Source organism: Agromyces albus (assembly GCF_004134825.1).
Lineage (GTDB): Bacteria > Actinomycetota > Actinomycetes > Actinomycetales > Microbacteriaceae > Agromyces > Agromyces albus.
On the sequence record NZ_SDPN01000015.1, the window covers coordinates 14,764 to 37,721 of the forward strand.

Here is a 22,958-nt window from a genome sequence, read left to right on the forward strand (position 1 = left end):
TCGGTCGTGGTCATCGATCTCGCCGACTTCATTGCTGCCTCCTGGGATCGAGGGTCGAACGGAGGGTGTCGCCGAGCGAGATGATGCTGAGCACGGTGACCGCGAGGAAGAGCGACGGGAAGACGAGCAAGTGGGGGCTGCTCAGGAACTGGCTCGACGCACTCGCGAGCTGGAGTCCCCAGGAGATCGCCGGCGCCTCGAGACCGATGCCGAGGTAGGTGAGCGAGCTCTCGGCGACGATCACGGATCCGGTCGTGATGGTCGCGATGACGAGCACCGGCGCAAGCGCGTTCGGCAGCACGTGGTGCGAGATGATCCGGCCGGTGCCGATGCCCATCGTTCGCGCCGCACGCACGTAGTCGGCATTCCGCACGGAACGCACGGAACCGCGAACGAGTCGTGCCATGAGCGGCCAGCCGAACAGCGAGAGCACGAGCGAGACGGTCAGCACCGACCGCTGGCCGATGCTCGTCAGCACGACGATCGCCCCGAGCAGGAACGGGAAGCCGAGGAACACGTCGGTGAGGCGCGAGATGATCCAGTCGGCCGCTCCCCCGCGGTACCCCGCGATCGTGCCGAGCACCACGGCTGCGACGGTCGCGAGCATCGTCGTGAAGACGCCGACGGCGAGCGAGGACTGCGTGCCGTAGATGACGTTGGCGTAGACGTCGCACCCCTGCAGGTCGTATCCGAACGGATGCCCCGGGGCAGGCGCATCACCGCTCATGCGCAGATCGCAGACGCGCGGATCCCCGTTGCCGAAGAGCCCTGCGAACAGCGACGGGAAGAGCGCGATGACCACGAGCAGTGCGAGCATCGCGGCAGGCACGAGGAAGCGGATGCTGCGCACGGTGCGCCGCCACGGGGTGCGCCGCCACGGGGTGCGCCGCCCGGCCGGAACGGGCGCGGGTGCGAGGTCAGCGAGCTGGCTCATCGGCGGATCCTCGGGTCGAGTGCGATGTGCAGGCCGTCGACGATGAGGCTCGTGATCAGGAAGATGACAATGAGCGCCGTCGACACGCCGACGACCGTCGGGCCCTCGTGGCTGCGGATCGCCTGGAACAGGAGATTCCCGACGCCGGGAAGGTTGAAGATCCCCTCGATGATCACGGTGCCGCCGAGGAGGAATCCGAGGTCGGTCGCGAGATAGGTGACCGCGGGGATCATCGAGTTGCGCATGACGTGCACGCCGATGACCTTCCCCTCGTCGAGGCCCTTCGCGCGCGCCGTGCGCACGTAGTCGGCGTTGATGTTCTCGAGCACCGAGGTGCGCATGAGTCGCGAGACCGCAGCAAGGCCGAAGACGGCGATGACGAGCGCAGGCAGGAGGTAGGCGGTCGGCCAGCCTGCAGCCGTGCCGGCAACGGGAAACCACCCGAGGCGAACCCCGAGCACGAGCTGCGCCGTGGATCCGAGCACGAAGACGGGAACGGCGCTCGCCACGATCGTGACGCCGAGGATCGACTTGTCGACGACCGTGCCGGCCCGGATCGCCGCGATCACGCCGAGCACGAGTCCGACGATGAGTTCGATGGCCCAGGCAGTGAGCGCGAGGGCGATCGTCACCGGCCAGCGCGCGGCCATCTGCCCACCGACCGATCGGCCCGTGAAGTCGATGCCGAAGTCACCGCGCAGGAGTCCGGCCAGATAGTCCACGTACTGCTGCCAGAGCGGCGCGTCGAGGTTGTACCGCTCGCGGAGGGTCGCGACGACCGAATCCGTGAGCGGCCGGTCACCGCCCAGCGCCCGGATCGGATCGCCCGGGAGGCCGAACACCATCAGGTAGATGAGGAACGTCACGCCCACGAAGACGACGAGCAGCCCACCCGCTCGCGTGCCGATCCCGACGGCGATCTTCATGCGCCGGAGTCCCGCACGGCGACCGCGGCAGCGAGGGTGGCGCCGTACTGCACGCCCACGAGCAAGGCGAGCGGCACGACGGAGGCGTCATCGGCGATCGAGGGACGCGACTGCCACTCGCGGTAGAGCTCGGCCGTCTCCGCCGCCAGTCGATGCAGTTCGGGTCCTGCCGTGCCGGCCGAGGTCTCGGCCTCGAGTGCTCGCAGCAGCATGCCGCCGTAGCGGAGCCGGAAGCACTGCAGGATGTCCTCGCAGCCGAACCGCTCGGCGACGGTCGCAGGGCGCGCGGCCGCGGCATCCTGTGCGCGCGCTTCGTCGGCCTCGGCCGCGCTTGCGAACATCGGCACGAAGGCTCGCGTCGCCTCGAGGAACGGCGTCTCGAGCACGAGGTGCGGTTCTGCCCGCTCGAGGATCGACGCGAGGCTCGAGTGCAACTCGCGCATGCCGTGAGCGGTGCGCCGGAGCAAGTGTGCGTACGTCTCGTCGATCGGACTCACGTCGTCGGAATCGGGGTGCGTCCAATACGGCAGCTCCGCGATCAGTGAGAGCGTGCCGTAGCGCGAGGCGTATTCGCTCGAGCTCGATCCCCCGACGACGCTCACGGGGTCGACGCCAAGGGCCTCGTAATAGTCGTAGGTCTCGCCGATCGTGCCCATGCCGAAGATCGCCGGCGCGAACGACTCGAGGTGCGGCGCCTCGGGCTCGCCCGTGTCGAGCGGGAGACCGAGACCGGCCGGGATCGCATGCAGCACCTCATGGAGGGCCGGCACCGGCCGTGAGAGGTAGTAGTAGACGCCGCCCATCTCGCCGTTGTGGAGCGCGACGTAGAGGTCGGGCTGCACACGGTCGATGACCCGCATGAGTGCCTGGCTCTCGGAGGTGACCTCGTCGAAGTACGCGCGCTTGTAATCGGTCGGGAACGACCACTCCACTTGCTGGGTGGGCGCCGGGCGGTAGAAATGCCGCCCGTAGTGCCGGCGGTCGCCCGGCTCGGAGAACCACGCCTCGTTCAGCCGTGCCCCGTCTGGGTCGATGCAGGGCACGATGTGCCAGCGGGCGTCGAGCGCCTCGAGGAACGGGTCGCGATCGGCGAGCGCCTGGGCGAGGTGCAGCGCCGTCAGGGCTCCGATCGGCTCGTTCGGATGCACCCCGCCGACGACCAGGTGGTTGCGTCGTCCGGAGCCGACGGAGTACATCGGGATGGGCTCACCGCGCCGGCTCGTGCCGATCCGCCGACGCTCGATCGAGCCGGGATGAGCAGCGGCGATCGCATCGAATCGTGCGATGAGCTCATCGACGCCCGGGAACGAGGTTGCCGCGGGCACTGCGCCGGCCCGGTGGAGGATCTCCTCCACCGAGCCGGCGAGCGCAGGGCCCTCGCCGGAGCGGGCGGTGTTGCCGATCACGCGGTGCCTATCCTTCCGAGAGCTCGACGAGCGAGAGCACGACGCTGCCCGACACGGCCGGGAGCTCGGCGATCTTCGGCGAGGTCACGTACGGGTACTTGTTCGAGAACGTCGGCACCGTCGGGAAGTCCTCCAGCACGACCTCCTGCACCTCGGCGTACAGCGCGTAGGACTCGTCGAGCGTCGGTGCAGCATCGGCCTCGGCGAGCAGTGCGTCGACCTCGGCATTGCTGTACGCCGTGCAGTCGTAGCATCCGCCGGTCTCGGTGAAGAGGCTGCGCAAGGTGTTCTGCTGGCTCGCGTAGAGCGCGCCCCAGTGACCGAAGTGCGGCCCGGTCACCGTCTTCGAGGTCAGCGACTCGTAGTACTCGGCCCAATCTGTCGTCGGCTTGGCCACGACGTCGGCGATGCCGAGGTTCTGGCGGATCTGGTTGGCGTACGCCTCGAAGAGCGAGTCGATGCCGAGGCCGCCGGGATAGATGATCTCCATCGTGCCCTCGAAGCCGCCGGCCTGCTCGAGCAGCGCCTTCGCGGCGTCTGGATCGAACTCGCAGTACTCACCGCAGACGCCTTCGGGAGTGCCGGCCATGCTCGGCGCCGTGAGCGCCGTGGCGGGTTCGTGGATGCCGCCGTAGATCGCCTCGTTGACAGCGTCGCGGTCGATCGCCATCGAGATGGCCTGTCGCAACTCGGTGCTCGCGTAGCGCGGATCCCACAGCGGGAAGCCGAGGTAGTCCACGCCGGGTGCCTCGAACGCGTACAGGCGGTCGCCGAAGTCGGCCCCGGCGTTCGTCATCTTGCCCGCGGGCACGAAGACGACGTCGGCGTTGCCGGCGAGCACGTCGGTGTAGGCGGTGTTCATGTCGGTGTAGCTGCGGAAGGTGACGCCGTCGATGGTCGGCTGCTCGCCGGCGTAGTCGTCGTACGCACTGACCGTGAACTCGGCGTTGTCCTCCCACGGCTCGGTCATCTCGAACGGGCCGTTCCCGATGGGCCGACGGTCGTAGGCATCGAGGTCTTCGTACGCGGCCTCGGGCATCGGATAGAACCCCGTCTGGCCCGAGCTCAACTGCAGCGGGAACTGGCTGTCGGGTCCGATGAGCTCGACCGTGAAGGTGAGCTCGTCGACCACGGCGAGGCCGCTCATGGTCTCGGCGACCGGCTCTCCCTCAGTGGGGTTCAGGTCGGCGTAGCCGGAGATGGAAGCCAGCTGTCCACTGTTCTCCCATGAGTTCGGACCATAGGCGGTGTGGTTCCACGCGTCGACGTAGCTGTGTGCCGTGACCGGCTCGCCGTTGTGGAAGGTCCAGCCGTCCTTCAGCGTGATCGTCCACGTCGTCGCGTCGTCGGACTCGATCGACTCGGCCTGCACGTACTCGAGCTCGTTCTGCTCGTTGAGCGTGACGAGCGGGGCGAAGACGCTGAGCACCTGGTCGAAGGCGACGGTCTGGCGACCGGGCGTGAGGTGGTCGGGCTCCCCCGTCGCGAAGACGATCGTGCGATCGCCGGTGGCGTCGGCGCCCTCGCCTCCGCTCGTGCACGCAGAGAGTGCGAGAACCACGACGGACGCCGCGCCCAGGAGCGCAAGTGCTGGGTGTTTCACAGTTCCTCCTCATGGACCGGCGACTGGGATGTCGCGGCCGCCCGGGCCTGAGCCTGCAGCGGGGGTCGCCGGCTCATCGTTGAGGCAATGGTAGGGAGCGGGACACCAAGAGTCCATGCTTCGTTCATGAACTTTCAGAATTCATTGAACTTTTAACGACGCGGTAACACCATGGATGACCCGGCGACATGTTCGGATTCCCGCCGGAAGCTGCGACCTACGCCTGGCAGTACGGGCACCAGTAGAGCTTGCGGGCGCCCAGCTCCTCGAGCACGATGTTGGTGCCGCACACCCGACAGGGCAGCCCCTCGCGCTTGTACACCCAGTGCCGATCGGCACGATTCGCCATCGCTGCACGGAAGGCTTCGTCGTCGAGGTCGTCCATCGTCATCATCTGGCCGGTCTCCACGCCGAGGCGGAGCAGCTTCGCCCAGTCGCGCCACAAGTGCCGCACGTGCTCTTCCGGCACGAGCCTGCCCGGCGTGTGCGGATTCTGCCGCGCGCGGAACAGGAGCTCGGCGCGATAGACATTGCCGATGCCCGCGATCACGTTCTGGTCCATGAGCAGCAGCGCGATCGGGGTCGGCTTCTTCGTGACGGATGCCGCGAACCGGTCTTCTGCGGCCTTGCCCTCGTCGATGAGCGGATCGGGCCCGAGCCGGGCCACGACGGCCTCGACCTGCGCGGGATCGAGCACCTCGCACGCCGTGGGCCCCCGGAGGTCGGCGCTCACCGTGTCGGTCAGGAGCCGCACGCGCACCTGCCCCACGGGTTCGGGCGGGAAGGTCGTGAGTTCGTTGCTCTCCTTCTCGGACTCCGACATCCGCAATCGGGTGCGCCGAGGCGCGCCGATGGAGGTGATGGAGTTCTCCCCCGCCGTGTCGAATACGACCGCATCGGGGTTCGAGCCCTCTAGGAACGTGCCTTTCTGGCCTGTGTGCCCCATGCGGCCGTTGGCCGAGGCGATCGTCGCGTCCATGAGGATGTCGCCGGCGAAGTCCCACGCGCCGTACATGCCGAGGTGCACCCGGAGCCAGCGGTCGCCCTCGAAGCCGAGGAACATCTGCTTGCCGACAGCGCGGGCATCCGTCATCCGTCGCCCGTCGAGCTCAGCGGCGCCCGCCGCGAACCTGCCCTGCGGACTCGACGCATGCACGACGTGCCCCACGAAGTTGCGCTCGAACTGCCGCGTGATGCGGTGGACGGAGTGGCCCTCGGGCATTGCGCTCGTCTACTCCGAAGCGGCGGTCGAGCCCGTCGAGACGTCGACGCCCTTGCCCGCGATGTCGCCGGTCTCCTCGTACTCGGCGAGCTGCGCGATGCGGCGCACGTGGCGTTCGTCGCCCGAGAACGGCTCGGCGATGAACGCGTCGATGTAGCGGATGGCCTCTTCGACCGTGTGCTGGCGCGCACCGATCGAGATGACGTTCGCGTCGTTGTGCTCGCGCGCGAGAATCGCCGTGTCCATGCTCCAGACGAGGGCAGCACGGATGCCGCGCACCTTGTTCGCGGCGATCTGCTCGCCGTTGCCCGAGCCGCCGAACACGATCCCGAGCGCGCGCACGCCCGCGGCCTGGTCTCGCACGACGGCGAGCGCCGCGTTGATGCAGAACGCCGGGTAGTCGTCGAGCGGGTCGTACACCGACGGCCCGTGGTCGAGCACCTCGTGCCCACCGTTGGTGAGGTGGTCGACGAGGGTGCGGCTGAACTCGAGGCCGGCGTGGTCGGTCGCGATATGGATGCGCATGCGCCAAGTCTAGGGATTCGCGACCCAGCGGAGCGCGCGCCCGTGCGGTTGCGCCCACGCGAGCTGTTCGCCGTCGAGCGCGAGCACGAACTGGGTTCCGTCGCGGGCGGAGTCCTCGCGCACGGCGATGCCGGGCACGATCGTGCGTCCCTCCACCGAGACCCAGTGACCGGGCAGCCCGCGCACGGTGCCGACGAACTCCGCACGCGCGGCCTCGTCGAGGTAGGCGAGGACCGCGGTGTGGAAGACGACGAGGGTCGCGTCTGAGGGCGCCTCGGCCGCGAGGCCGGCGAGACGCTCGTTGAGGTCGCCCGCGACGATGTGGGGCGGGTCGGCGGCGGCGATGCGCGCGGCAGCCTGCAGCCGGGCCCTCCGATCGTCGTGTTCGGGCCAGATGAGCGCATCGAGCCACGCGAGGTCATCGGGTCGCCGTACGTCGAGCGGGTTCAGGTCGATGCCCGCCCGCCAGACGACGTCGGGGAGCAGCTCGGGAATCGGAACGGCGGCGGATGCCTCGCAGTCGAGCACGACCTCGCTCGGTCCGTCGACGGGGTCGAGCTGCGGATGCCCCGTGTACCGGTAGCTGTACCGGTCGGGGTAGAGGCAGAGACCCGCCGAGGCTCCCACCTCGAGCAGGGCGAGCGGGCCTTGCAGCCGGGCGAGCACCGGGAGGTGGAGCGCGCAGCGCGCGGCTTCGTTCGTCTGGGTGGCATGGGTGAGCGCGGTGGCCCGCACCTCCACCCAATGCGCGTGCAGCCATTCCCGGAAGAGGGAGTAGGGCCCGGCCGGCACACCCTGGAACCGCGCCGCGGCGAACACGAGGTTCGGCTGGCGCTTCGCCGGAGGCAGCTCGTCGATGAGCCGCAGCGTGGCCGGGTCATCCGCCGCACCGAGCGCCCACGCCTCATACGTCGTCGACATTCCTCGGGACTCGACCTCGGCGAAGGCCCGATACCGATCGGGCGTGGGTGCACTGGGATCGACGCTCGTGTGCATATCGCCACGCTAGATCCGGGGCGCGAGACGGTCAATGCGCAGGGCCTGCTGCGCGGGCCGCCTGCGGGCTAGGCTGATGGGCATTGCCTGCGGCCACGAGCCGCGTCGATGACCGCGAAGGAGCCCCACACGTGCCCGGAGAGAACCTCACCCGAATCGAAGCCGAGGAGCGCGCCGCGCTGGTCTCGGTGCACGACTACGACGTCGTGCTCGATGTGACCACCGGTCCGGAGGTGTTCCGCAGCCAGACGACCGTGCGCTTCGCCGCCACAGAGGGCGCCTCGACGTTCATCGATGCGATCACGGCGACCATGCACTCGGTGACGCTGAACGGCGCCTCGCTCGACCCCGCCGAGGTCAGCGACGGCGTCCGCATCCAGCTGCCGAACCTCGCGGCCGAGAACGAGCTCGTCGTCGTCGCCGACGGCAACTACATGAACACCGGCGAGGGCCTGCACCGCTTCGTCGATCCGGTCGACGAAGAGGTCTACCTCTACACGCAGTTCGAGGTGCCCGACTCGCGCCGCATGTTCGCGGTGTTCGAGCAGCCCGACCTGAAGGCCTCGTTCCGGTTCACGGTCACTGCACCGGCGCACTGGGAGGTCGTGTCGAACTCGCCGACGCCCGAGGCCGTCGCCGCGGGCGCCGACGCCAAGACCTGGGCCTTCGCGCCCACCCCGCGCATCTCGAGCTACATCACCGCCCTCGTCGCGGGCCCGTATGCCGTCGTGCGCGACGAGCTCACGAGCCGCGACGGCCGCGTCATCCCGCTCGGCGTGTACAGCCGCAAGAGCCTCTCGCAGTACCTCGACGCCGACTACGTCTTCGAGAAGACGAAGCAGGGCTTCGAGTACTTCGAGTCGAAGTTCGACCTCGCGTACCCGTTCGAGAAGTACGACCAGCTCTTCGTGCCCGAGTTCAACGCGGGTGCGATGGAGAACGCCGGCGCGGTGACCTTCACCGAGGCCTACGTGTTCCGTTCGAAGGTGACCGACGCGATCAGGGAGCGCCGCGTCGTCACGATCCTGCACGAGCTCGCCCACATGTGGTTCGGCGACCTCGTCACGATGAAGTGGTGGAACGACCTCTGGCTGAACGAATCGTTCGCCGAGTGGGCGTCGACGATCGCGACCGCCGAGGCCACTGAGTGGCACGAGGCCTGGACGACGTTCAACTCCATGGAGAAGAACTGGGCATACCGCCAAGACCAGCTGCCCTCGACGCATCCGGTCGTCGCGACCATCAACGACCTCGAAGACGTGCAGGTGAACTTCGACGGCATCACCTATGCCAAGGGCGGCTCGGTGCTGAAACAGCTCGTGGCCTGGGTGGGCATCGACGCGTTCTTCACGGGCGTCTCGGCCTACTTCAAGAAGCACCAGTGGGGCAACACCACGCTCGCCGACCTGCTCGCAGAGCTCGAGACGGCGAGCGGCCGCGACCTCTCCAGCTGGTCGGAGCTCTGGCTCGAGACAGCCGGCGTCAACACGCTGCGTCCTGAGATCGAGACGGATGCCTCGGGCACGATCACCGCGTTCACGGTGCTGCAGTCGGCGGCCGCCGACTACCCCACCATCCGCCCGCACCGACTCGCGATCGGCTTCTACAACCTCAAGGGCGACAAGCTCGTTCGCGAGCACCGCCTGGAGCTCGACGTCGACGGCGAGCGCACCGACGTCGCCGAGCTCGTGAGGCTCGCCCGCCCCGCGCTCGTGCTCCTGAACGACGACGACCTCGCCTACGCGAAGATCCGCCTCGACGAGGCGTCGCTCGCGGCCGCGACCGAGCACCTCTCGGGCATCGAGAACCCCCTGGCCCGCGCCCTCGTCTGGAGCTCGGTGTGGGATGCCACGCGCGACGCCGAGACGAGTGCGACCGAGTACTTGCGGCTCGTGCTCGGGAACATCGCCACCGAGACCGAGTCGACGACGCTGCGTATCGTGCTCGGGCAGGCGGTGCTCGCTGCGAGCTCGTACACCGCGCCTGAGCGCCGCGTCGAAGCGCTGCGCAGCCTCGCCGACACGTTCTGGGATCTGGCACGCGCCGCGGCTCCTGGCAGCGACGCGCAGTTCCAGTTCGTGAAGTACTTCGCCTCGATCGCGGAGTCCGGCTCGAACGTCGACGTGCTGCAGGCGCTCTTCGACGGTTCGCTCGCGCTCGATGGACTCGACATCGACACCGATCTCGGCTGGGAGCTGCTCATCGCGCTCGTGGCCGCCGGTCGCGCGGGCGACGCCGAGATCGATGCGCGCCTCGCGGAAGACAACACGGCAACCGGACAGCAGTCGGCCGCGCACGCCCGAGCGGCCACTCCCACGCTCGCGGGCAAGCAGCGCGCCTGGTCGTCGCTCATCGACGTCGACACCGCGCCCAACACCATCGTGCGCACGACCGCGCTGGGCTTCCTCCGGGCCGCAGACCCGGCGCTGCTCGAGCCGTTCGTCGAGCGGTACTTCGCGATGCTCGAAGACGTGTGGGAGTCGCGCAGCTACGCGATCGCCGAGAAGCTCGTCGACGGTCTCTACCCGTCGACGCTCGCGAACCGCTCGCTCGCCGACGCGTCGCGCGCGTGGCTCGACTCGCACCCCGAGACGCCGGCGCTGCGCCGCCTCGTGATCGAGAACCTCGCCGGAGTCGAGCGCGCGCTCGCAGCGCAGGAGCGCGACACGCAGGAACGCGGCGCGTCGGAGTTCGCCGCGCGGGAGCACGCCGCGCGGTAGTCGCTGCCGTACTTCGGGGCGGCGGCGGGTGGTACCTCGGTACCATCCGCCGCCGCCCCGAAACCATTCCCCCGGCCGATGCCCGAGCGTTCGGCGATCCCTAGCGTTGCTAGCATGATCACCGCAGAAGGACTGGCCAAGCGCTATGGCGCGAAGACGGCCGTCAACGACATCAGCTTCACCGTCCGCCCGGGGCAGGTCACCGGCTTCCTCGGCCCGAACGGCGCCGGCAAATCCACGACGATGCGCATGATCGTCGGCCTCGACCGGCCGAGCGATGGCCGCGTCACGGTCAACGGCAAGCCGTACGCGGCGCACCGGGCGCCGTTGCACGAGGTCGGCGCGCTCCTCGACGCGAAGGCCGTGCATACGGGCCGGAGCGCGTTCAACCACCTGCTCGCCATGGCCGCCACGCACGGCATCGGCGCGCGCCGCGTGCACGAGGTCATCGAGCTCACGGGGCTCGAGTCCGTGGCGCGCAAGCGCGTCGGCGGGTTCTCGCTCGGCATGGGCCAGCGCCTCGGCATCGCGGCGGCGATGCTCGGCGACCCCGCCACCCTGATCCTCGACGAACCCGTCAACGGGCTCGACCCCGAGGGCGTGCTGTGGGTGCGCCAGTTCGTGCGGCACCTCGCCTCGGAGGGCCGCACGGTCTTCCTCTCCTCGCACCTCATGAGCGAGATGGCCGTCACCGCCGATCACCTCATCGTGCTCGGCCGCGGCGAGATCATCGCCGATGCGCCCGTCGCCGACATCATCGCCGGCGGAACTCGCCCCCGGGTCCGGGTTCGGTCGCCGCACGCCTCGGAACTCGCCGACCTGCTCGCCGCACCCGAGATCGCCGTGGTGCGCTCCGAGGCGGGCGTGCTCGAGGTCACGGGCGTCGCGGCATCCGGTATCGGCGACCTCGCCGCCGAGCACGGACTCGCGATCCACGAACTCACCCCGCAGAACGCGTCGCTGGAAGAGGCCTACATGGCCCTGACCGCCGACTCGGTCGAATACCGCACGGAGGCCGTCCGATGACCACGATCACCCCAACCACCGCGCGACCCTCGCAGCGCACTCGCCCCACCTCGCTGTCATTCGGCGGTGTGCTCCGCTCCGAATGGATCAAGCTCCGCAGCCTCCGCTCGACGATCTGGTCGTACGTGATCCTCGTGGTGCTCTCGCTCGGCATGGCGCTCATCATGACGCTGAGCTACGTGAGCGGCGGCGGCCCAGCGGGCGAAGCGGATGCCGCCGGCCTGTCGAGCGAGGCGCAGGCCGGGTTGCTCGTGCAGGCCTCGACGTTCGGCGCGTTCTTCGGACAGCTCGTCGTCGCCGTGCTCGGCGTGCTCGTGATCACCGGTGAGTACTCGACCGGGATGATCCGCTCGACGCTTGCAGCCGTGCCGAACAGGCTGCCGGCCCTCGCGGCCAAGGCCGTCGTGCTGTTCGCCGTGACCTTCGTGATGGCGACGATCTCAGCAGTGGGCGCCTTCTTCGTGGCGTCCGCGGTGTTCGCCGACTCGGGCATCGGCGCGAACCTGCTCGACGCCAGCGTCATCCTGCGGATCCTCGGCGCCGGGCTCTACCTTGCCCTCATCGCGTTGTTCGCGCTCGGGGTGGGCACCATGCTCCGATCGAGCGCCGGCGGCATCGCAACCGTGGTCGGGGTACTGCTCGTGTTGCCGCTCGTGTTGCAGATGATCCCCGCCGACTGGGTGCAGGACGTCCTGCCGTACGTGCTCCCGAACGCAGGGCACAGCCTCTTCGCCGACACCTCGGCCGCGGCTGACGCGGTGCCGTTCTGGGAGAACCTCCTCATCGTGCTCGGCTGGGTGGGGGCACCCATCGTCGGAGCCGTCGTGCTCCTGAAGCGGCGAGACGCGTAGAGTCCAGTCCATGACGGAAGCACCGCTCTCCCCCGGCTACCCGGCATCGGTAGTCGGGGGAGAGCTTCGTCTGCCGAAGCCGCCGGGCGTCGTGCGCCAGTTCTGGGGGCGGCATCCGCGGCTCACCGATGCACTGATCGCCGCGCTCTACTTCGTGCCGACGCTCCTCGGCACGCTCTCGTTCGCGTTCGAACCGTCTGGGCCGTTCTGGTTGGGACTCGCCCAACTCGGTTCCGTCGCCGCATCCGCCGCCGCGATGCTCTACCGCCGAACCAGGCCCTGGCTCCTCATGGGCGTCGGCTGGTTCAGCTGCCTCGTCATCTACCCGCTCGGCTCGATCGACCTGTTCCCGGTGCTCGTCGCGCTGTACGCCCTCGCCGTCTACCGGTCGACGAGAGCAGCGTGGGTCGGGTTCGGCGCCTCGGTCGTGGTCGGGACGGCGTCGGCGTACCTCTCCGTCGCGGCACAAGCCGACGACATGGTCTCCCCCTTCGACATCGGCGCCCCGGAATCCGCCACGCAGTACGCAATCTTCATGCTCATCGCGACGCTCATCGGCGTGACCGTCGGCAACCGGCGCCGCTACCTCAACGCCCTCATCGCCCGAGCGCACGACCTCGCCCGCGAGCGCGACCAGCAGGCGCTGCTCGCGACCGCCGTCGAGCGCTCTCGCATCGCTCGCGAGATGCACGACGTCGTCGCGCACAGCGTGACCGTGATGGTGACACTCGCCGAGGGCTCCGCCGCGACGGCCGAACGCGACGCAGCACGAGCCGGCGAGGCCATGCGGCTCGTCGCCGACACCGGGCGAGGCGCCCTCGCTGAGATGCGCCGCATGCTCGGCATCCTCGCCGAGTCCGAATCCCGGGATGCCGCGCGGTCACCGCAGCCCGGCACCGCCGACCTGCCCGAGCTCATCGAGGGCTTCCGCGGGGCGGGCATGCCCGTGCGGCTCACGACGATCGGCCGCCCCGACGCCGACCCGGCCCTCGAGCTCACGATCTACCGCATCGTGCAGGAAGGCCTCACGAACACGCTCAGGCATGCTGCCGCGGCGAGCCGTGTCGAGGTGACGATCGAGTATCGCGGCGATGCCACCGAGGTGCTCGTGGTTGACGACGGCCATGCACCGTCGACGACGCAGGTCGAGGGCAGCGGCCGGGGCCTCATCGGCATGCGCGAGCGCGTGGCGCTCTACAGCGGCTCGCTCGAAGCCGGCCCGCGCACAGGTGGCGGGTGGCGGCTCCGCGTGGTGCTCCCCCGCGACGAGCGTGCCGCGATCCCCACGATCTCCGAGGTCGACGCGTGAACACCTCGCCCATCGCCATCCGTGTCGGCATCGTCGACGACCAGGCGCTCGTGCGCATCGGATTCCGCATGCTGCTCGAAGCTGAGCCCGGCATCGAAGTGGTCGGCGAGGCTGCCGACGGCCGCGGCGCGATCGAGCTCGCTCGCACGCACGAACTCGACGTGCTGCTCATGGACGTGCGGATGCCGGGCATCGATGGGATCGCCGCGACGGAGACGATCGTCTCGACCGTATCGAACGGCGGCGGCGCAGCACCGCCCCGGATCATCGTGCTCACGACCTTCGACCACGACGAATACGCGTTCGCTGCACTCCGGGCGGGTGCGAGCGGGTTCCTCCTGAAGGACGCTCGCCCGCAAGAGCTCATTACCGCCATCCGCACCGTGCACGCCGGCGACGCGAGCCTTGCTCCGAGGGTGACGCGACGCATGATCGAGCTGTTCGCGGCCCAATTGCCCACGCCGACGGCGCAATCGGATCAGGGCGCGATGGTGCTGGCGACGCTGACCCCTCGCGAACGCGAGATCCTCGTCGCGGTGGCGCAAGGGCAGAGCAACGGCGAGATCGCGTCTGCGTTCCACCTCTCGGAGTCGACGGTGAAGACCCACGTCGGCCGTGTGCTGCAGAAACTCGACGCGCGCGATCGCGTGCAGCTCGTGATCTTCGCGTACGAGAACGGCGTCCTCCCGGCGCCGGGCGCGGCGGCGAGCTGAGTCAGGAGGCTCGCGAACTGAGTCAGTAGGCTGGCGGTCGACCCGATCGATGGAGGCTACTCGCCGATGCCCGCTGCCAACCTCACGCGCACCGAAGCCGAACAGCGCGCCTCGACCGTCTGGGCCCCGCGCTACGAGGTGCTGCTCGATCTCACCGGCAGCGGCGAGACGTTCCGCAGCGAGACGGTCGTGCGCTTCGAGGCGACTTCCGGAGCGTCGACGTTCATCGAGGCGTGCAGCGACGCAGTGCACGAGGTCGTGCTCAACGGACGCACGCTCGAGCCGAACGCGGTGAGCGACGGCACCCGCATCCGGCTCGACGGTCTCGATGCCGAGAACGAGCTGCGCGTCGTGGCCGAGGCCCGGTACATGAACACCGGCGAGGGACTGCACCGATTCGTCGATCCCGTCGACGGCGAGACCTACCTCTACACAGAGTTCGCCGTCGCCGAGGCGAACCGGGTCTTCGCGGTCTTCGACCAGCCCGACCTGAAGGCCTCGTTCCGCTTCACGATCGCGGCTCCCGCGCACTGGCAGGTGCTGAGCAACGCGCCGACGCCGACGGCCACGGCCGGGCCGGTCGACTCGCGCAACCCATCGTCGACCGCAGTCTGGTCGTTCGATCCCGGCCCGGTGATCTCGAGCTACATCGTCGCGATCATCGCCGGCCCGTATCGCGCCTGGCACGCCGGCGCGCGAAGCGCCGACGGCCGCGACATCCCCCTCGGCCTCTTCACGCGTGCCTCGCTCGCCACGTACGCAGAGCCCGACGTGATGTTCGAGACCGTGCAAGCCGGCCTCGCCTTCTACGAGAGTGCCTTCGGCGTTCCCTACCCCTACGGCAAGTACGACCAGATCTTCGTGCCCGAGTACAACTGGGGCGCAATGGAGAACGTCGGCGCGGTCACCTTCAACGAGTCCTACCTGTTCCGCTCGCGAGTGTCGGATGCGCGTCGCGAGCAGCGCGCCATCGTCGTGCTGCACGAGCTCTCGCATATGTGGTTCGGCAACTCGGTGACGATGAAGTGGTGGAACGACCTGTGGCTCAACGAGTCGTTCGCCACGTGGGCGTCGACGCTCGCGACCTCGCAGGTCACCGAGTTCACGGGCGTCTGGGCCACCTTCGCGAGCGACGAGAAGACCCACGCCGCCGAGCAGGACCAGCTGCCGTCGACGCATCCCATCGTCGCCGACATCGACGATCTCGCCGACGTCGAGGTGAACTTCGACGCGATCACCTATGACAAGGGTGCGTCCGTGCTGAAGCAACTCGTCGCGTGGGTCGGCCTCGACGCGTTCCAGCGTGGGGTCGGCGCCTACCTCACGGCCCACGCCGGCGGCAATGCCACCCTCCGCGACCTGCTCGACGAGCTCGAGCGGGCCAGCGGTCGTGACCTGACCCGCTGGTCGGAGTTCTGGCTCGAGACGGCGGGCGTGAACACGCTGAGAACGGTGGTCGAGACGGATGCCGCGGGCACGATCACCGCCGCACGTGTCGAGCAGACGGCGAGCGCGTCGCATCCGACGCTCCGCCCTCACCGACTCGCGATCGGCTGTTATTCGCTCGGCGACGCCGGACTCGCGCGCACGCACCGCGTCGAACTCGACGTCGACGGCGCGACCACCGACGTGCCCGGCCTCGTCGGGCTCCCCCGGCCCGAGGTGCTGCTCGTGAACGACGACGACCTCACCTACGCCAAGGTGCGCCTCGATGCGCGCTCGCTCGCCGCCGCGACGACGCACCTCGCGGAGCTGAGAGACCCCGTCGCGCGAGCGGTCGTGCTCGGGTCCGCTTGGGACGCGGTGCGTGACGCCGAGGTCGCCCCGAGCGACTTCGTGCGGCTCGTGATCGGCAGCATCGGGCACGAGACGCAGTCGGCGGCTCGCGGACTCGCGCTCTCGCGCCTCGAGCTCGCCGTGGGCCGGTATCTCGCCGAGGAGCACCGGGAGCAGATCGCCGCCGAGACCGGCGACGCGGTGTGGGCGCTCGCCGAGCTCGCCGGCGCCGGCTCCGATGCGCAACTGCAGTTCGTGAAGGCGTTCACTCGCATCGCGGCGACGCCGGCGCACGCCGACGTGCTCGGGAGCCTGCTCGATGGTGCGATCAAGCTCGATGGCCTCGAGATCGACCTCGACCTGCGCTGGGAGCTCGTGATCGCGCGCGCGGCCCTCGGCGCGGCATCCGACGACGAGATCGACGACGCACTCGCTCGCGACGACACCGCGAAGGGCCGCCAGCTGGTCGAGACGGCACTCGCTGCGCGGCCCGACCAGGCCGTGAAGGACACCGCGTGGCGGCGGGTGGTCACCGACACGAGCCTGTCGAACGACCTCGCCCGCGCGATCGCCGACGGATGGCGACGCACGCTGTGGCCAGAGCTGCTCGCCTCGACCGTGAACGAGTACTTCGCCGAGCTGCAATCGGTGTGGGCGAGCCGCGGCTTCACGATGGCCTCGCTCGTCGTCTCACGCCTCTACCCGGCGCCGCTCGTCTCGCCCGAGGTGGCCGCGGTCACGCGCGCGTGGCTCGACGCCAACCCCGAGCCGGCACCGTTGCACCGGCTCGTCGCGGAGCAGCTCTCGGAGCTCGAGCGCGCCCTGGCCGCGCAGGCCCGCGATGCCAGCGATCTCTCGGGCGACGCTCAGTAGACTTTCACACCATGTTCTTCGCAGAGGTCCTCCCAGACGATACGCCGCTGAGCGTCGATTTCTGGACCGGCGTCGCGCAGTTCTGGGCCCAGAATTGGGGCACGATCGTCGGCAAGCTCGTCTCGGTCGTCGTGATCGTCGCGATCGCGTTCCTCATCCGCTGGGTCTTCCACTTCGTCATCGACCGGGTCGTCACCCGCATCGTCTCGGGAGTGAAGAAGAAGCAGGACGTCACCGACACCCAGGCGCTGCAGGCGTCGCCGCTCGCCGCAGTGCGCCTCGTGCAGCGCACCCGCACGCTCGGCACCCTCCTCCGCAACGTCGTGAACGTGACGCTCTTCGTCGTCGGCACGCTCATGATCGTGGGCGTCATCGATGCGACCATCCTCGGTTCGTTCGCGCTGCTCTCGGCGGCGATCGGCGCCGGCCTCGGCTTCGGCGCGCAGAACATCGTGAAGGACGTGCTCAACGGCCTGTTCATGGTCATCGAGGACCAGCTCGGCGTCGGCGACGTCGTCGACCTCGGCCCTGCCACGGGCATCGTCGAAGAGGTGCAGATCCGCATCACGAAGGTGCGCGACGTGAACGGCACGCTCTGGTTCGTGCGCAACGGCGAGATCCTGCGGGTCGGCAACATGTCGCAGGGCTGGTCGCGGGTCATCCTCGACCTCGCCGTTCCCTATGAGGCCGACATCGAGACGGTCGAGGCCGAGATGCTCCGCACGGCCGCCGAGCTCGCCCAGACGACCAAGTGGCGCTCACGCGTGCTCGAGAAGCCCGAGGTATGGGGGCTCGAGTCGATCTCCGACGACGCGATGGTGATCCGCATCGTCATGAAGGTGCGCACCTCGTCGAAGGACGACATCGCCAGGGAGCTCCGGATGCGCCTGAAGCGTACGCTCGATGCAATGGACGTGAAGCTTCCGAGTCTCAACAGCGTCGTGCTCACCGGCTTCGACGGCGCCACCCGGGTGAAGGGTGCGAAGCCCCCGAAGACCGCGCCGAGCGCGGTCGTTGCGGGCCCCGACGACGCCGGCGCCGTCAAGGGGCGACAGCCGAAGGCACCTCGAGCTGCGAAGACGAAGACCCCGCCGAACGGAGGCACCGCGTGACCGACCAACCGCAGAACATCGCACCCGGCTCGGGTCCTGCGCAGCCCGCCACCGTTCCGCTGCGGGGCAGCGAGCACGGTGCCGCCGTCGGCCAGTCGTTCTACGAGTCCGTCGGCGGGCGCCCGACCTTCGAGCGGCTCGTCGCCGAGTTCTACCGGGGTGTTGCCGACGACCCGGTGCTGCGGCCGATGTATCCCGAAGACGATCTCGGTCCTGCGGCCGAGCGCCTGCTGATGTTCTTGGAGCAGTACTGGGGCGGACCGGGCACCTACAGCGAGCAGCGGGGGCATCCACGTCTCCGGATGCGCCACCAGCCGTTCAAGGTGAACCCCGAGGCACGCGACCGCTGGCTGGCGCACATGCGGGCCGCCGTCGACACGCTCGATCTCCCGCCGCTCGCCGAGGCCACCCTCTGGGACTACCTGCAGCGCGCCGCCCTCGCTATGGTGAACACCTTCGACGACTGACGCCGCACAGGCAATCGCAGCACCACCCGAGACGAAGGAGTCCATGTGGCCGCCACCCCCTCCCCTGCATCCGCGCCCGACGCGATCATCGTCGGAGCGGGCCTGTCGGGGCTCGTCGCGGCCGCGGAACTCGTCGATGCGGGCAAGCGCGTCGTGATCGTCGACCAGGAGCCCGAGGCCACCCTCGGCGGCCAGGCGTGGTGGTCGTTCGGCGGCCTCTTCCTCGTCGATTCGCCCGAGCAGCGCCGCATGGGCGTGCGCGACTCGCTCGAGCTCGCGCGACAGGACTGGGACGGCACGGCGGGCTTCGACCGCGACGAAGACGAGTGGGGGCGCCGCTGGGCCGACGCCTATCTCGAGTTCGCCGCCGGCGAGAAGCGCGCCTGGCTGCACGAGAAGGGCGTGCGATTCTTCCCCGTCGTGGGCTGGGCCGAGCGCGGCGGGTACAACGCGATCGGGCACGGCAATTCCGTGCCGCGCTTCCACATCACGTGGGGCACGGGTCCCGGCGTGCTCGCGCCGTTCATCGCGCGCGTGAAGGCCGGCGAAGCAGCGGGTCTCGTCGAGATCCGCCATCGTCACCGCGTCGACGAGCTCATCGTCGAGGGCGGCGCGGTCGTGGGCGTGCGCGGTGCCGTGCTCGCAGACGATCCTGCCGAGCGAGGCGAGCCGAGCAATCGCGAGGTGACCGGCGACTTCGAGTTGCGCGCTCCGGCCGTGGTGGTCGCTTCGGGCGGCATCGGCGGCAACCACGAGCTCGTGCGCCAGTTCTGGCCGAAGCGCATGGGTGAGCCGCCCGCCGCGATGCTCTCGGGCGTGCCCGCGCACGTCGACGGCCGCATGCTGCCGATCTCCGAGACCGCCGGCGCACGACTCGTCAACGGCGACCGCATGTGGCACTACACCGAGGGCATCACGAACTGGCATCCGGTGTGGCCGCTGCACGGCATCCGCATCCTGCCCGGCCCGTCATCGCTCTGGTTCGACGCGAACGGCAAGCGGATGCCGGTGCCGCTCTTCCCCGGCTTCGACACGCTCGGCACGCTCGAGCACATCGTCGCCACCGGGCACGCGCATTCGTGGTTCGTGCTCACGCAGAAGATCATCGAGAAGGAGTTCGCGCTCTCGGGCAGCGAGCAGAACCCCGACCTCACCGGCAAAGACGTGCGCCTGCTCGCGCAACGCGTGCGACCGGGAGCCCCGGCGCCCGTCGAGGCGTTCAAGCAGCACGGCGTCGACTTCGTCGTCGCCGAGACCCTGCCCGAACTGCTCGAGGGCATGCGCGGGCTCTCCCACAGCACCGAGCTCGACACCGCGAACATCGAACGCGAGATCGTGGCGCGCGACCGCGAGCTCGACAACGAGTTCTCGAAGGACCTCCAGCTCATCGCCGTTCGCGCCGCCCGCAAGTATCGCGGCGACAAGCTCATCCGCGTCGCGACGCCGCACAAGATCCTCGACCCGAAGGCCGGGCCGCTCATCGCCGTGAAGCTCCACCTGCTCACACGCAAGAGCCTCGGCGGCATCCAGACCGACCTCGAATCGCGAGCGCTCGGCGCCGACGGCGCGCCCGTGCCCGGCCTCTACGCGGTCGGCGAGGCCGCCGGGTTCGGCGGCGGCGGCGTGCACGGGTACCGCGCGCTCGAGGGCACCTTTCTCGGCGGATGCCTCTTCACCGGGCGAGCCGCCGGGCGGTCGATCGCGAGCGCCTAGGCCTTCAGCGTCCAGGGCTTGCGGCGCACGAGCACGTGGCCGCGCCGCGAGGAGAGCCGGGTCCATGGGCCCGTCTCGAAGAGCTTGACGGTGTCGTCGCCGAGGAACCCCAGGCTGTATGCGGCGAAGGCCGCACCGGTCGGCACGTACTCGAGCCCCTCGACGCCGCGCCCCCAGACCTCGGAGCGCACGCGCTGCACGAGCTGCTCTCCGGTGCCCGCCGGGATCGCCTGGGCGACCTCGTCGATACCGCGTCGGGCCGCCGTCTCGAGCGTCGCGGCATCCGTCTCGCCAAGGGGCCGCCAGCCTCCGCGCGGCGGCGAGATGCCCGCCCACGTGACCGTGTTCACCTCGGGCGGTCGCGACATCGACACCGGGCGCGACTCGTCGTCTTCGCCGATCTCGGCGCGCGCACGCACGATGCGGTCGACGAGGGAGCGCATCGGCACGACCGAGTCGAACTCCTCGTCGTCGGCGAGCGCGAAGGTGCGCAGGCCGAGCACCGTGGGACTCTCGTCGAGGATCCCGCGCGGATAGAGGATCGCGGTGTACACCGCGAGGATGCCGGAACCGGCGATAAGGCGCACCGAACCGTCTTCGACGCGGCCTGCGCGTTGAAGATAGGTGTGCAGGTCGCCGAGTGAAAGGCTGTCCGCGAGCGTGAGTTGTTGAACCATCTCCTGTCTAAACTACCAAGGTGCGCCGCCGCCACCGGCGACCCGCGCTCCGCCGGCGATCGGGCGGCCCCTGCCAACCGACACGGAGGAACGATGACCAGCCCCATCGACGGCCTGCTGAGCACCCTGCACCTCACCGACACCGGCGCTCGCACCACCGAAGACATCTTCACCGGGCCGTCGCAATGGATGCCGCTCGGGCGTGTCTTCGGCGGGCAGGTGCTCGCGCAGTCGCTCGTCGCCGCCATGCACACGGTGCCCAGCGACCGTGCGATCCACTCGATGCACGGGTACTTCCTGCGACCGGGCGATGTGCAGCATCCGATCACCTTCTCGGTCGACCGCATCCACGACGGACGGTCCTTCTCGACTCGCCGCACACAGGCCTTCCAGCACGGCGTGCCCATCCTCTCGCTCATCGCCTCGTTCCAAGACGGCGACGAGGGCATCGAGCATCAGGTCGACATGCCCGACGACATTCCCGACCCCGAGAGCCTGCCGTCGACCGCCGACGTGCTCGGCGGCATCGACCACGACGCCGCGCGCTACTGGTCGAACGATCGGGCGTTCGACGTGCGGCACATCCCCTCGCCGATCTACCTCTCAGTCGAGGGTGAGCGGATGCCGCGGCAGGCCGTGTGGATGAAGGCCTTCGGTCGTCTCTCCGACGATCCGAAGCAGCATCGCGCCGCGCTCGCCTACGCGAGCGACTACTCGATCCTCGAGCCCGTGCTGCGCGCACATGGCGTGCCGTGGGCGACTCCGGGGCTCAAGGTCGCGAGCCTCGACCACGCGATGTGGTGGCACCGCGACGCGCGCGTCGACGAGTGGCTGCTGTTCGTGCAGGAATCGCCCTCCGCCAGTGGCGGGCGCGGCCTCTCCCTCGGCCGCATCTACACGCGGCAGGGCGTGCTCATCGCGAGCGTCGCCCAAGAGGGCATGGTGCGCGTGCCGGGTTTCGATGCATTCGACTGAATAAATCCTGTGGGATTCCGCATGTGCTCGCTCGGATAGCCCACAATTGGGGCATTGGGCGCGCACACTGCGCGAGCGACTCCAGCGAAGGAGTTCCTGCGATGACCGATCCCACCGACATCACGAGGCGCACCGCACTGACCATCGGGTCGGTCGGCGCGATCGGGGGTGCACTCGCACTCGCCGCGTGCTCGACGGATGCCCCCGATGGCGCGCCCACCGCGACGACGACGCCCACTCCCCCGCCCACGGTCACCGACGAGGCGCCCGTGGAACCGACCACTGCGCCCGACGCGCCGCCTGCCGGCGGTGATGTCGCCGCTCTCGCGGATGTGCCGGTCGGCGGTAGCATCGATGCGATCATCGATGGAGAGAAGGCGCTCCTCGCGCAGCCGACCGCAGGCCAGGTCGTCGCGTTCAGCGCGATCTGCACGCACCAGAAGTGCACGGTCGCCGCGGCCGGCGCGGAGTTCCATTGCCCGTGCCACGGTTCGATGTTCGACGCGGCGACGGGCGACGTGATCCAAGGCCCCGCCCTCGAACCGCTCTCACCCATCGCCGTCGCCGTCGCGGGCGACCGGATCGTCGCGGCGTCCTGACCATGGGCGACTTCGACTACACCTTCGCGGGTCTGCCGCTGCACGTGCTCCTCGTGCATTTCCTCATCGTGGCGACGCCGCTCACTGCTCTCGCCCTCGTGCTCATCGCGGCGTGGCCGGCGGCGCGACGCGTGCTCTGGCTTCCGGTGCTCCTGGCCGCGGCCGCCCTCCTCCCCTTCGGTCTCTTCACGATTGAGGCGGGCAAGTGGCTCGAGCAAAGAGTGCCGCCGGCGCCGCTCATCCAACAGCACACGGCGCAGGGTGAGGACATCGTGCCGTGGCTCATCACGATCCTCGTGCTCGCCGGGGTGGCCGCTGCGTGGGCGGTGGTGGAGCTGGTCGTCGCCCGGCGCGCAACGCAGCCTCAGCATGTGGTGCTCGGCAGGGGCATCCGGACCGCGGTGGGTGCTCTGCTCACCGTTGGGGCGATCGCGGTCGCCGCGGGCTCGACGTGGACGCTCGTGCAGATCGGTGAGGCCGGAAGCCGGGCCGTGTGGGAGGGGTCGTTCAGCGACGAACCGCTCGAGCAGTGATG

20 protein-coding genes are annotated in these 22,958 nt (G+C 69.5%); 12 read left to right on the forward strand and 8 right to left on the reverse strand.

Translation table 11 applies throughout. From position 1 onward, the window contains the following. Positions 1-28: 28 nt before the first annotated feature. The 7 genes from ESP51_RS09760 to ESP51_RS09790 all read right to left on the reverse strand — a co-directional run bounded on the left by ESP51_RS09760 (position 29) and on the right by ESP51_RS09790 (position 7,612). Positions 29-934 carry an ABC transporter permease gene (locus ESP51_RS09760; RefSeq protein ID WP_129520717.1) on the reverse strand — a complete coding sequence of 302 codons (906 nt, stop codon included), beginning with the start codon at positions 932-934 and terminating at the stop codon, positions 29-31. Further along, the gene (locus ESP51_RS09765) at positions 931-1,860 is read right to left on the reverse strand and encodes an ABC transporter permease (protein WP_129520718.1); all 930 of its coding nucleotides are present in this window, start codon (positions 1,858-1,860) and stop codon (positions 931-933) included. The genes ESP51_RS09760 and ESP51_RS09765 overlap by 4 nt, the downstream gene beginning before the upstream one ends. Next, complete coding sequence (locus tag ESP51_RS09770) at positions 1,857-3,266, reverse strand: M14 family zinc carboxypeptidase (protein ID WP_129520719.1); 1,410 nt, start codon at positions 3,264-3,266, stop codon at positions 1,857-1,859. The genes ESP51_RS09765 and ESP51_RS09770 overlap by 4 nt, the downstream gene beginning before the upstream one ends. A gap of 7 nt (positions 3,267-3,273) precedes the next feature. Further along, positions 3,274-4,869 carry a peptide ABC transporter substrate-binding protein gene (locus ESP51_RS09775; protein ID WP_241843093.1) on the reverse strand — a complete coding sequence of 532 codons (1,596 nt, stop codon included), beginning with the start codon at positions 4,867-4,869 and terminating at the stop codon, positions 3,274-3,276. 217 nt (positions 4,870-5,086) lie between these two features. After that, entirely contained in the window at positions 5,087-6,091 is a 1,005-nt protein-coding gene (locus ESP51_RS09780) for an Fpg/Nei family DNA glycosylase (protein ID WP_129520720.1), read from the reverse strand. 9 nt (positions 6,092-6,100) lie between these two features. Then, on the reverse strand, positions 6,101-6,616 hold the full coding sequence (locus tag ESP51_RS09785; protein ID WP_129520721.1) for a ribose-5-phosphate isomerase: 516 nt from the start codon (positions 6,614-6,616) through the stop codon (positions 6,101-6,103). Between the two features lie 9 nt (positions 6,617-6,625). After that, positions 6,626-7,612 (reverse strand): DUF2332 domain-containing protein, encoded by a 987-nt coding sequence (locus ESP51_RS09790; protein ID WP_129520722.1) that lies wholly within the window; start codon positions 7,610-7,612, stop codon positions 6,626-6,628. 131 nt (positions 7,613-7,743) lie between these two features. Here ESP51_RS09790 and pepN (ESP51_RS09795) point away from each other — a divergent pair, with 131 nt between their 5' ends. The 9 genes from pepN (ESP51_RS09795) to ESP51_RS09835 all read left to right on the forward strand — a co-directional run bounded on the left by pepN (ESP51_RS09795) (position 7,744) and on the right by ESP51_RS09835 (position 20,172). Beyond that, the gene (pepN, locus tag ESP51_RS09795; protein ID WP_129520723.1) at positions 7,744-10,332 is read left to right on the forward strand and encodes an aminopeptidase N; all 2,589 of its coding nucleotides are present in this window, start codon (positions 7,744-7,746) and stop codon (positions 10,330-10,332) included. A gap of 114 nt (positions 10,333-10,446) precedes the next feature. Next, on the forward strand, positions 10,447-11,358 hold the full coding sequence (locus tag ESP51_RS09800; RefSeq protein ID WP_129520724.1) for an ABC transporter ATP-binding protein: 912 nt from the start codon (positions 10,447-10,449) through the stop codon (positions 11,356-11,358). Beyond that, complete coding sequence (locus ESP51_RS09805; RefSeq protein ID WP_129520725.1) at positions 11,355-12,209, forward strand: ABC transporter permease subunit; 855 nt, start codon at positions 11,355-11,357, stop codon at positions 12,207-12,209. Before ESP51_RS09800 ends, ESP51_RS09805 begins: the two co-directional genes overlap by 4 nt. A gap of 10 nt (positions 12,210-12,219) precedes the next feature. Continuing rightward, a complete protein-coding gene (locus tag ESP51_RS09810; protein WP_129520726.1) occupies positions 12,220-13,518 on the forward strand; it encodes a sensor histidine kinase in 1,299 nt (432 codons plus the stop codon). Beyond that, on the forward strand, positions 13,515-14,231 hold the full coding sequence (locus ESP51_RS09815) for a response regulator (RefSeq protein WP_206737268.1): 717 nt from the start codon (positions 13,515-13,517) through the stop codon (positions 14,229-14,231). The genes ESP51_RS09810 and ESP51_RS09815 overlap by 4 nt, the downstream gene beginning before the upstream one ends. 66 nt (positions 14,232-14,297) lie before the next feature. Further along, entirely contained in the window at positions 14,298-16,880 is a 2,583-nt protein-coding gene (gene pepN, locus ESP51_RS09820; RefSeq protein ID WP_129520727.1) for an aminopeptidase N, read from the forward strand. An 11-nt stretch (positions 16,881-16,891) separates the two neighbouring features. Beyond that, on the forward strand, positions 16,892-17,992 hold the full coding sequence (locus ESP51_RS21035; RefSeq protein WP_129520728.1) for a mechanosensitive ion channel family protein: 1,101 nt from the start codon (positions 16,892-16,894) through the stop codon (positions 17,990-17,992). A 59-nt stretch (positions 17,993-18,051) separates the two neighbouring features. Then, positions 18,052-18,459 carry a globin gene (locus ESP51_RS21040; protein WP_241843099.1) on the forward strand — a complete coding sequence of 136 codons (408 nt, stop codon included), beginning with the start codon at positions 18,052-18,054 and terminating at the stop codon, positions 18,457-18,459. 45 nt (positions 18,460-18,504) lie between these two features. Beyond that, positions 18,505-20,172: an FAD-binding dehydrogenase gene (locus ESP51_RS09835; protein WP_129520730.1), complete on the forward strand. Its 1,668-nt coding sequence runs from the start codon at positions 18,505-18,507 to the stop codon at positions 20,170-20,172. Here ESP51_RS09835 and ESP51_RS09840 read toward each other — a convergent pair. Beyond that, positions 20,169-20,849, reverse strand: a complete 681-nt coding sequence (locus tag ESP51_RS09840) for a DUF8185 domain-containing protein (protein ID WP_129520731.1) — start codon at positions 20,847-20,849, stop codon at positions 20,169-20,171. The genes ESP51_RS09835 and ESP51_RS09840 overlap by 4 nt on opposite strands. A gap of 93 nt (positions 20,850-20,942) precedes the next feature. On the opposite strand from ESP51_RS09840, the gene ESP51_RS09845 reads away from it, so the two are divergent. The 3 genes from ESP51_RS09845 (at position 20,943) to ESP51_RS09855 (ending at position 22,956) form a co-directional block, all read left to right on the forward strand. Next, positions 20,943-21,824 (forward strand): acyl-CoA thioesterase, encoded by an 882-nt coding sequence (locus ESP51_RS09845; RefSeq protein ID WP_129520732.1) that lies wholly within the window; start codon positions 20,943-20,945, stop codon positions 21,822-21,824. A gap of 101 nt (positions 21,825-21,925) precedes the next feature. After that, a complete protein-coding gene (locus tag ESP51_RS09850; protein ID WP_129520733.1) occupies positions 21,926-22,423 on the forward strand; it encodes a Rieske (2Fe-2S) protein in 498 nt (165 codons plus the stop codon). A 2-nt stretch (positions 22,424-22,425) separates the two neighbouring features. Further along, positions 22,426-22,956, forward strand: a complete 531-nt coding sequence (locus tag ESP51_RS09855) for a hypothetical protein (RefSeq protein ID WP_129520734.1) — start codon at positions 22,426-22,428, stop codon at positions 22,954-22,956. Positions 22,957-22,958 lie beyond the last annotated feature (2 nt).

Coding starts and splice junctions, on each gene's coding strand:
- pepN (WP_129520727.1), top strand. CDS start 14,298: ATGCCCGCTGCCAACCTCACGCGCACCGAAGCCGAACAGCGCGCCTCG.
- ESP51_RS09845 (WP_129520732.1), top strand. CDS start 20,943: ATGACCAGCCCCATCGACGGCCTGCTGAGCACCCTGCACCTCACCGAC.
- ESP51_RS09780 (WP_129520720.1), bottom strand. CDS start 6,091: ATGCCCGAGGGCCACTCCGTCCACCGCATCACGCGGCAGTTCGAGCGC.
- ESP51_RS21035 (WP_129520728.1), top strand. CDS start 16,892: ATGTTCTTCGCAGAGGTCCTCCCAGACGATACGCCGCTGAGCGTCGAT.
- ESP51_RS09805 (WP_129520725.1), top strand. CDS start 11,355: ATGACCACGATCACCCCAACCACCGCGCGACCCTCGCAGCGCACTCGC.
- ESP51_RS09850 (WP_129520733.1), top strand. CDS start 21,926: ATGACCGATCCCACCGACATCACGAGGCGCACCGCACTGACCATCGGG.
- ESP51_RS09790 (WP_129520722.1), bottom strand. CDS start 7,612: ATGCACACGAGCGTCGATCCCAGTGCACCCACGCCCGATCGGTATCGG.
- ESP51_RS09855 (WP_129520734.1), top strand. CDS start 22,426: ATGGGCGACTTCGACTACACCTTCGCGGGTCTGCCGCTGCACGTGCTC.
- ESP51_RS09760 (WP_129520717.1), bottom strand. CDS start 934: ATGAGCCAGCTCGCTGACCTCGCACCCGCGCCCGTTCCGGCCGGGCGG.
- ESP51_RS09800 (WP_129520724.1), top strand. CDS start 10,447: ATGATCACCGCAGAAGGACTGGCCAAGCGCTATGGCGCGAAGACGGCC.
- ESP51_RS09785 (WP_129520721.1), bottom strand. CDS start 6,616: ATGCGCATCCATATCGCGACCGACCACGCCGGCCTCGAGTTCAGCCGC.
- ESP51_RS09810 (WP_129520726.1), top strand. CDS start 12,220: ATGACGGAAGCACCGCTCTCCCCCGGCTACCCGGCATCGGTAGTCGGG.
- ESP51_RS09765 (WP_129520718.1), bottom strand. CDS start 1,860: ATGAAGATCGCCGTCGGGATCGGCACGCGAGCGGGTGGGCTGCTCGTC.
- ESP51_RS09840 (WP_129520731.1), bottom strand. CDS start 20,849: ATGGTTCAACAACTCACGCTCGCGGACAGCCTTTCACTCGGCGACCTG.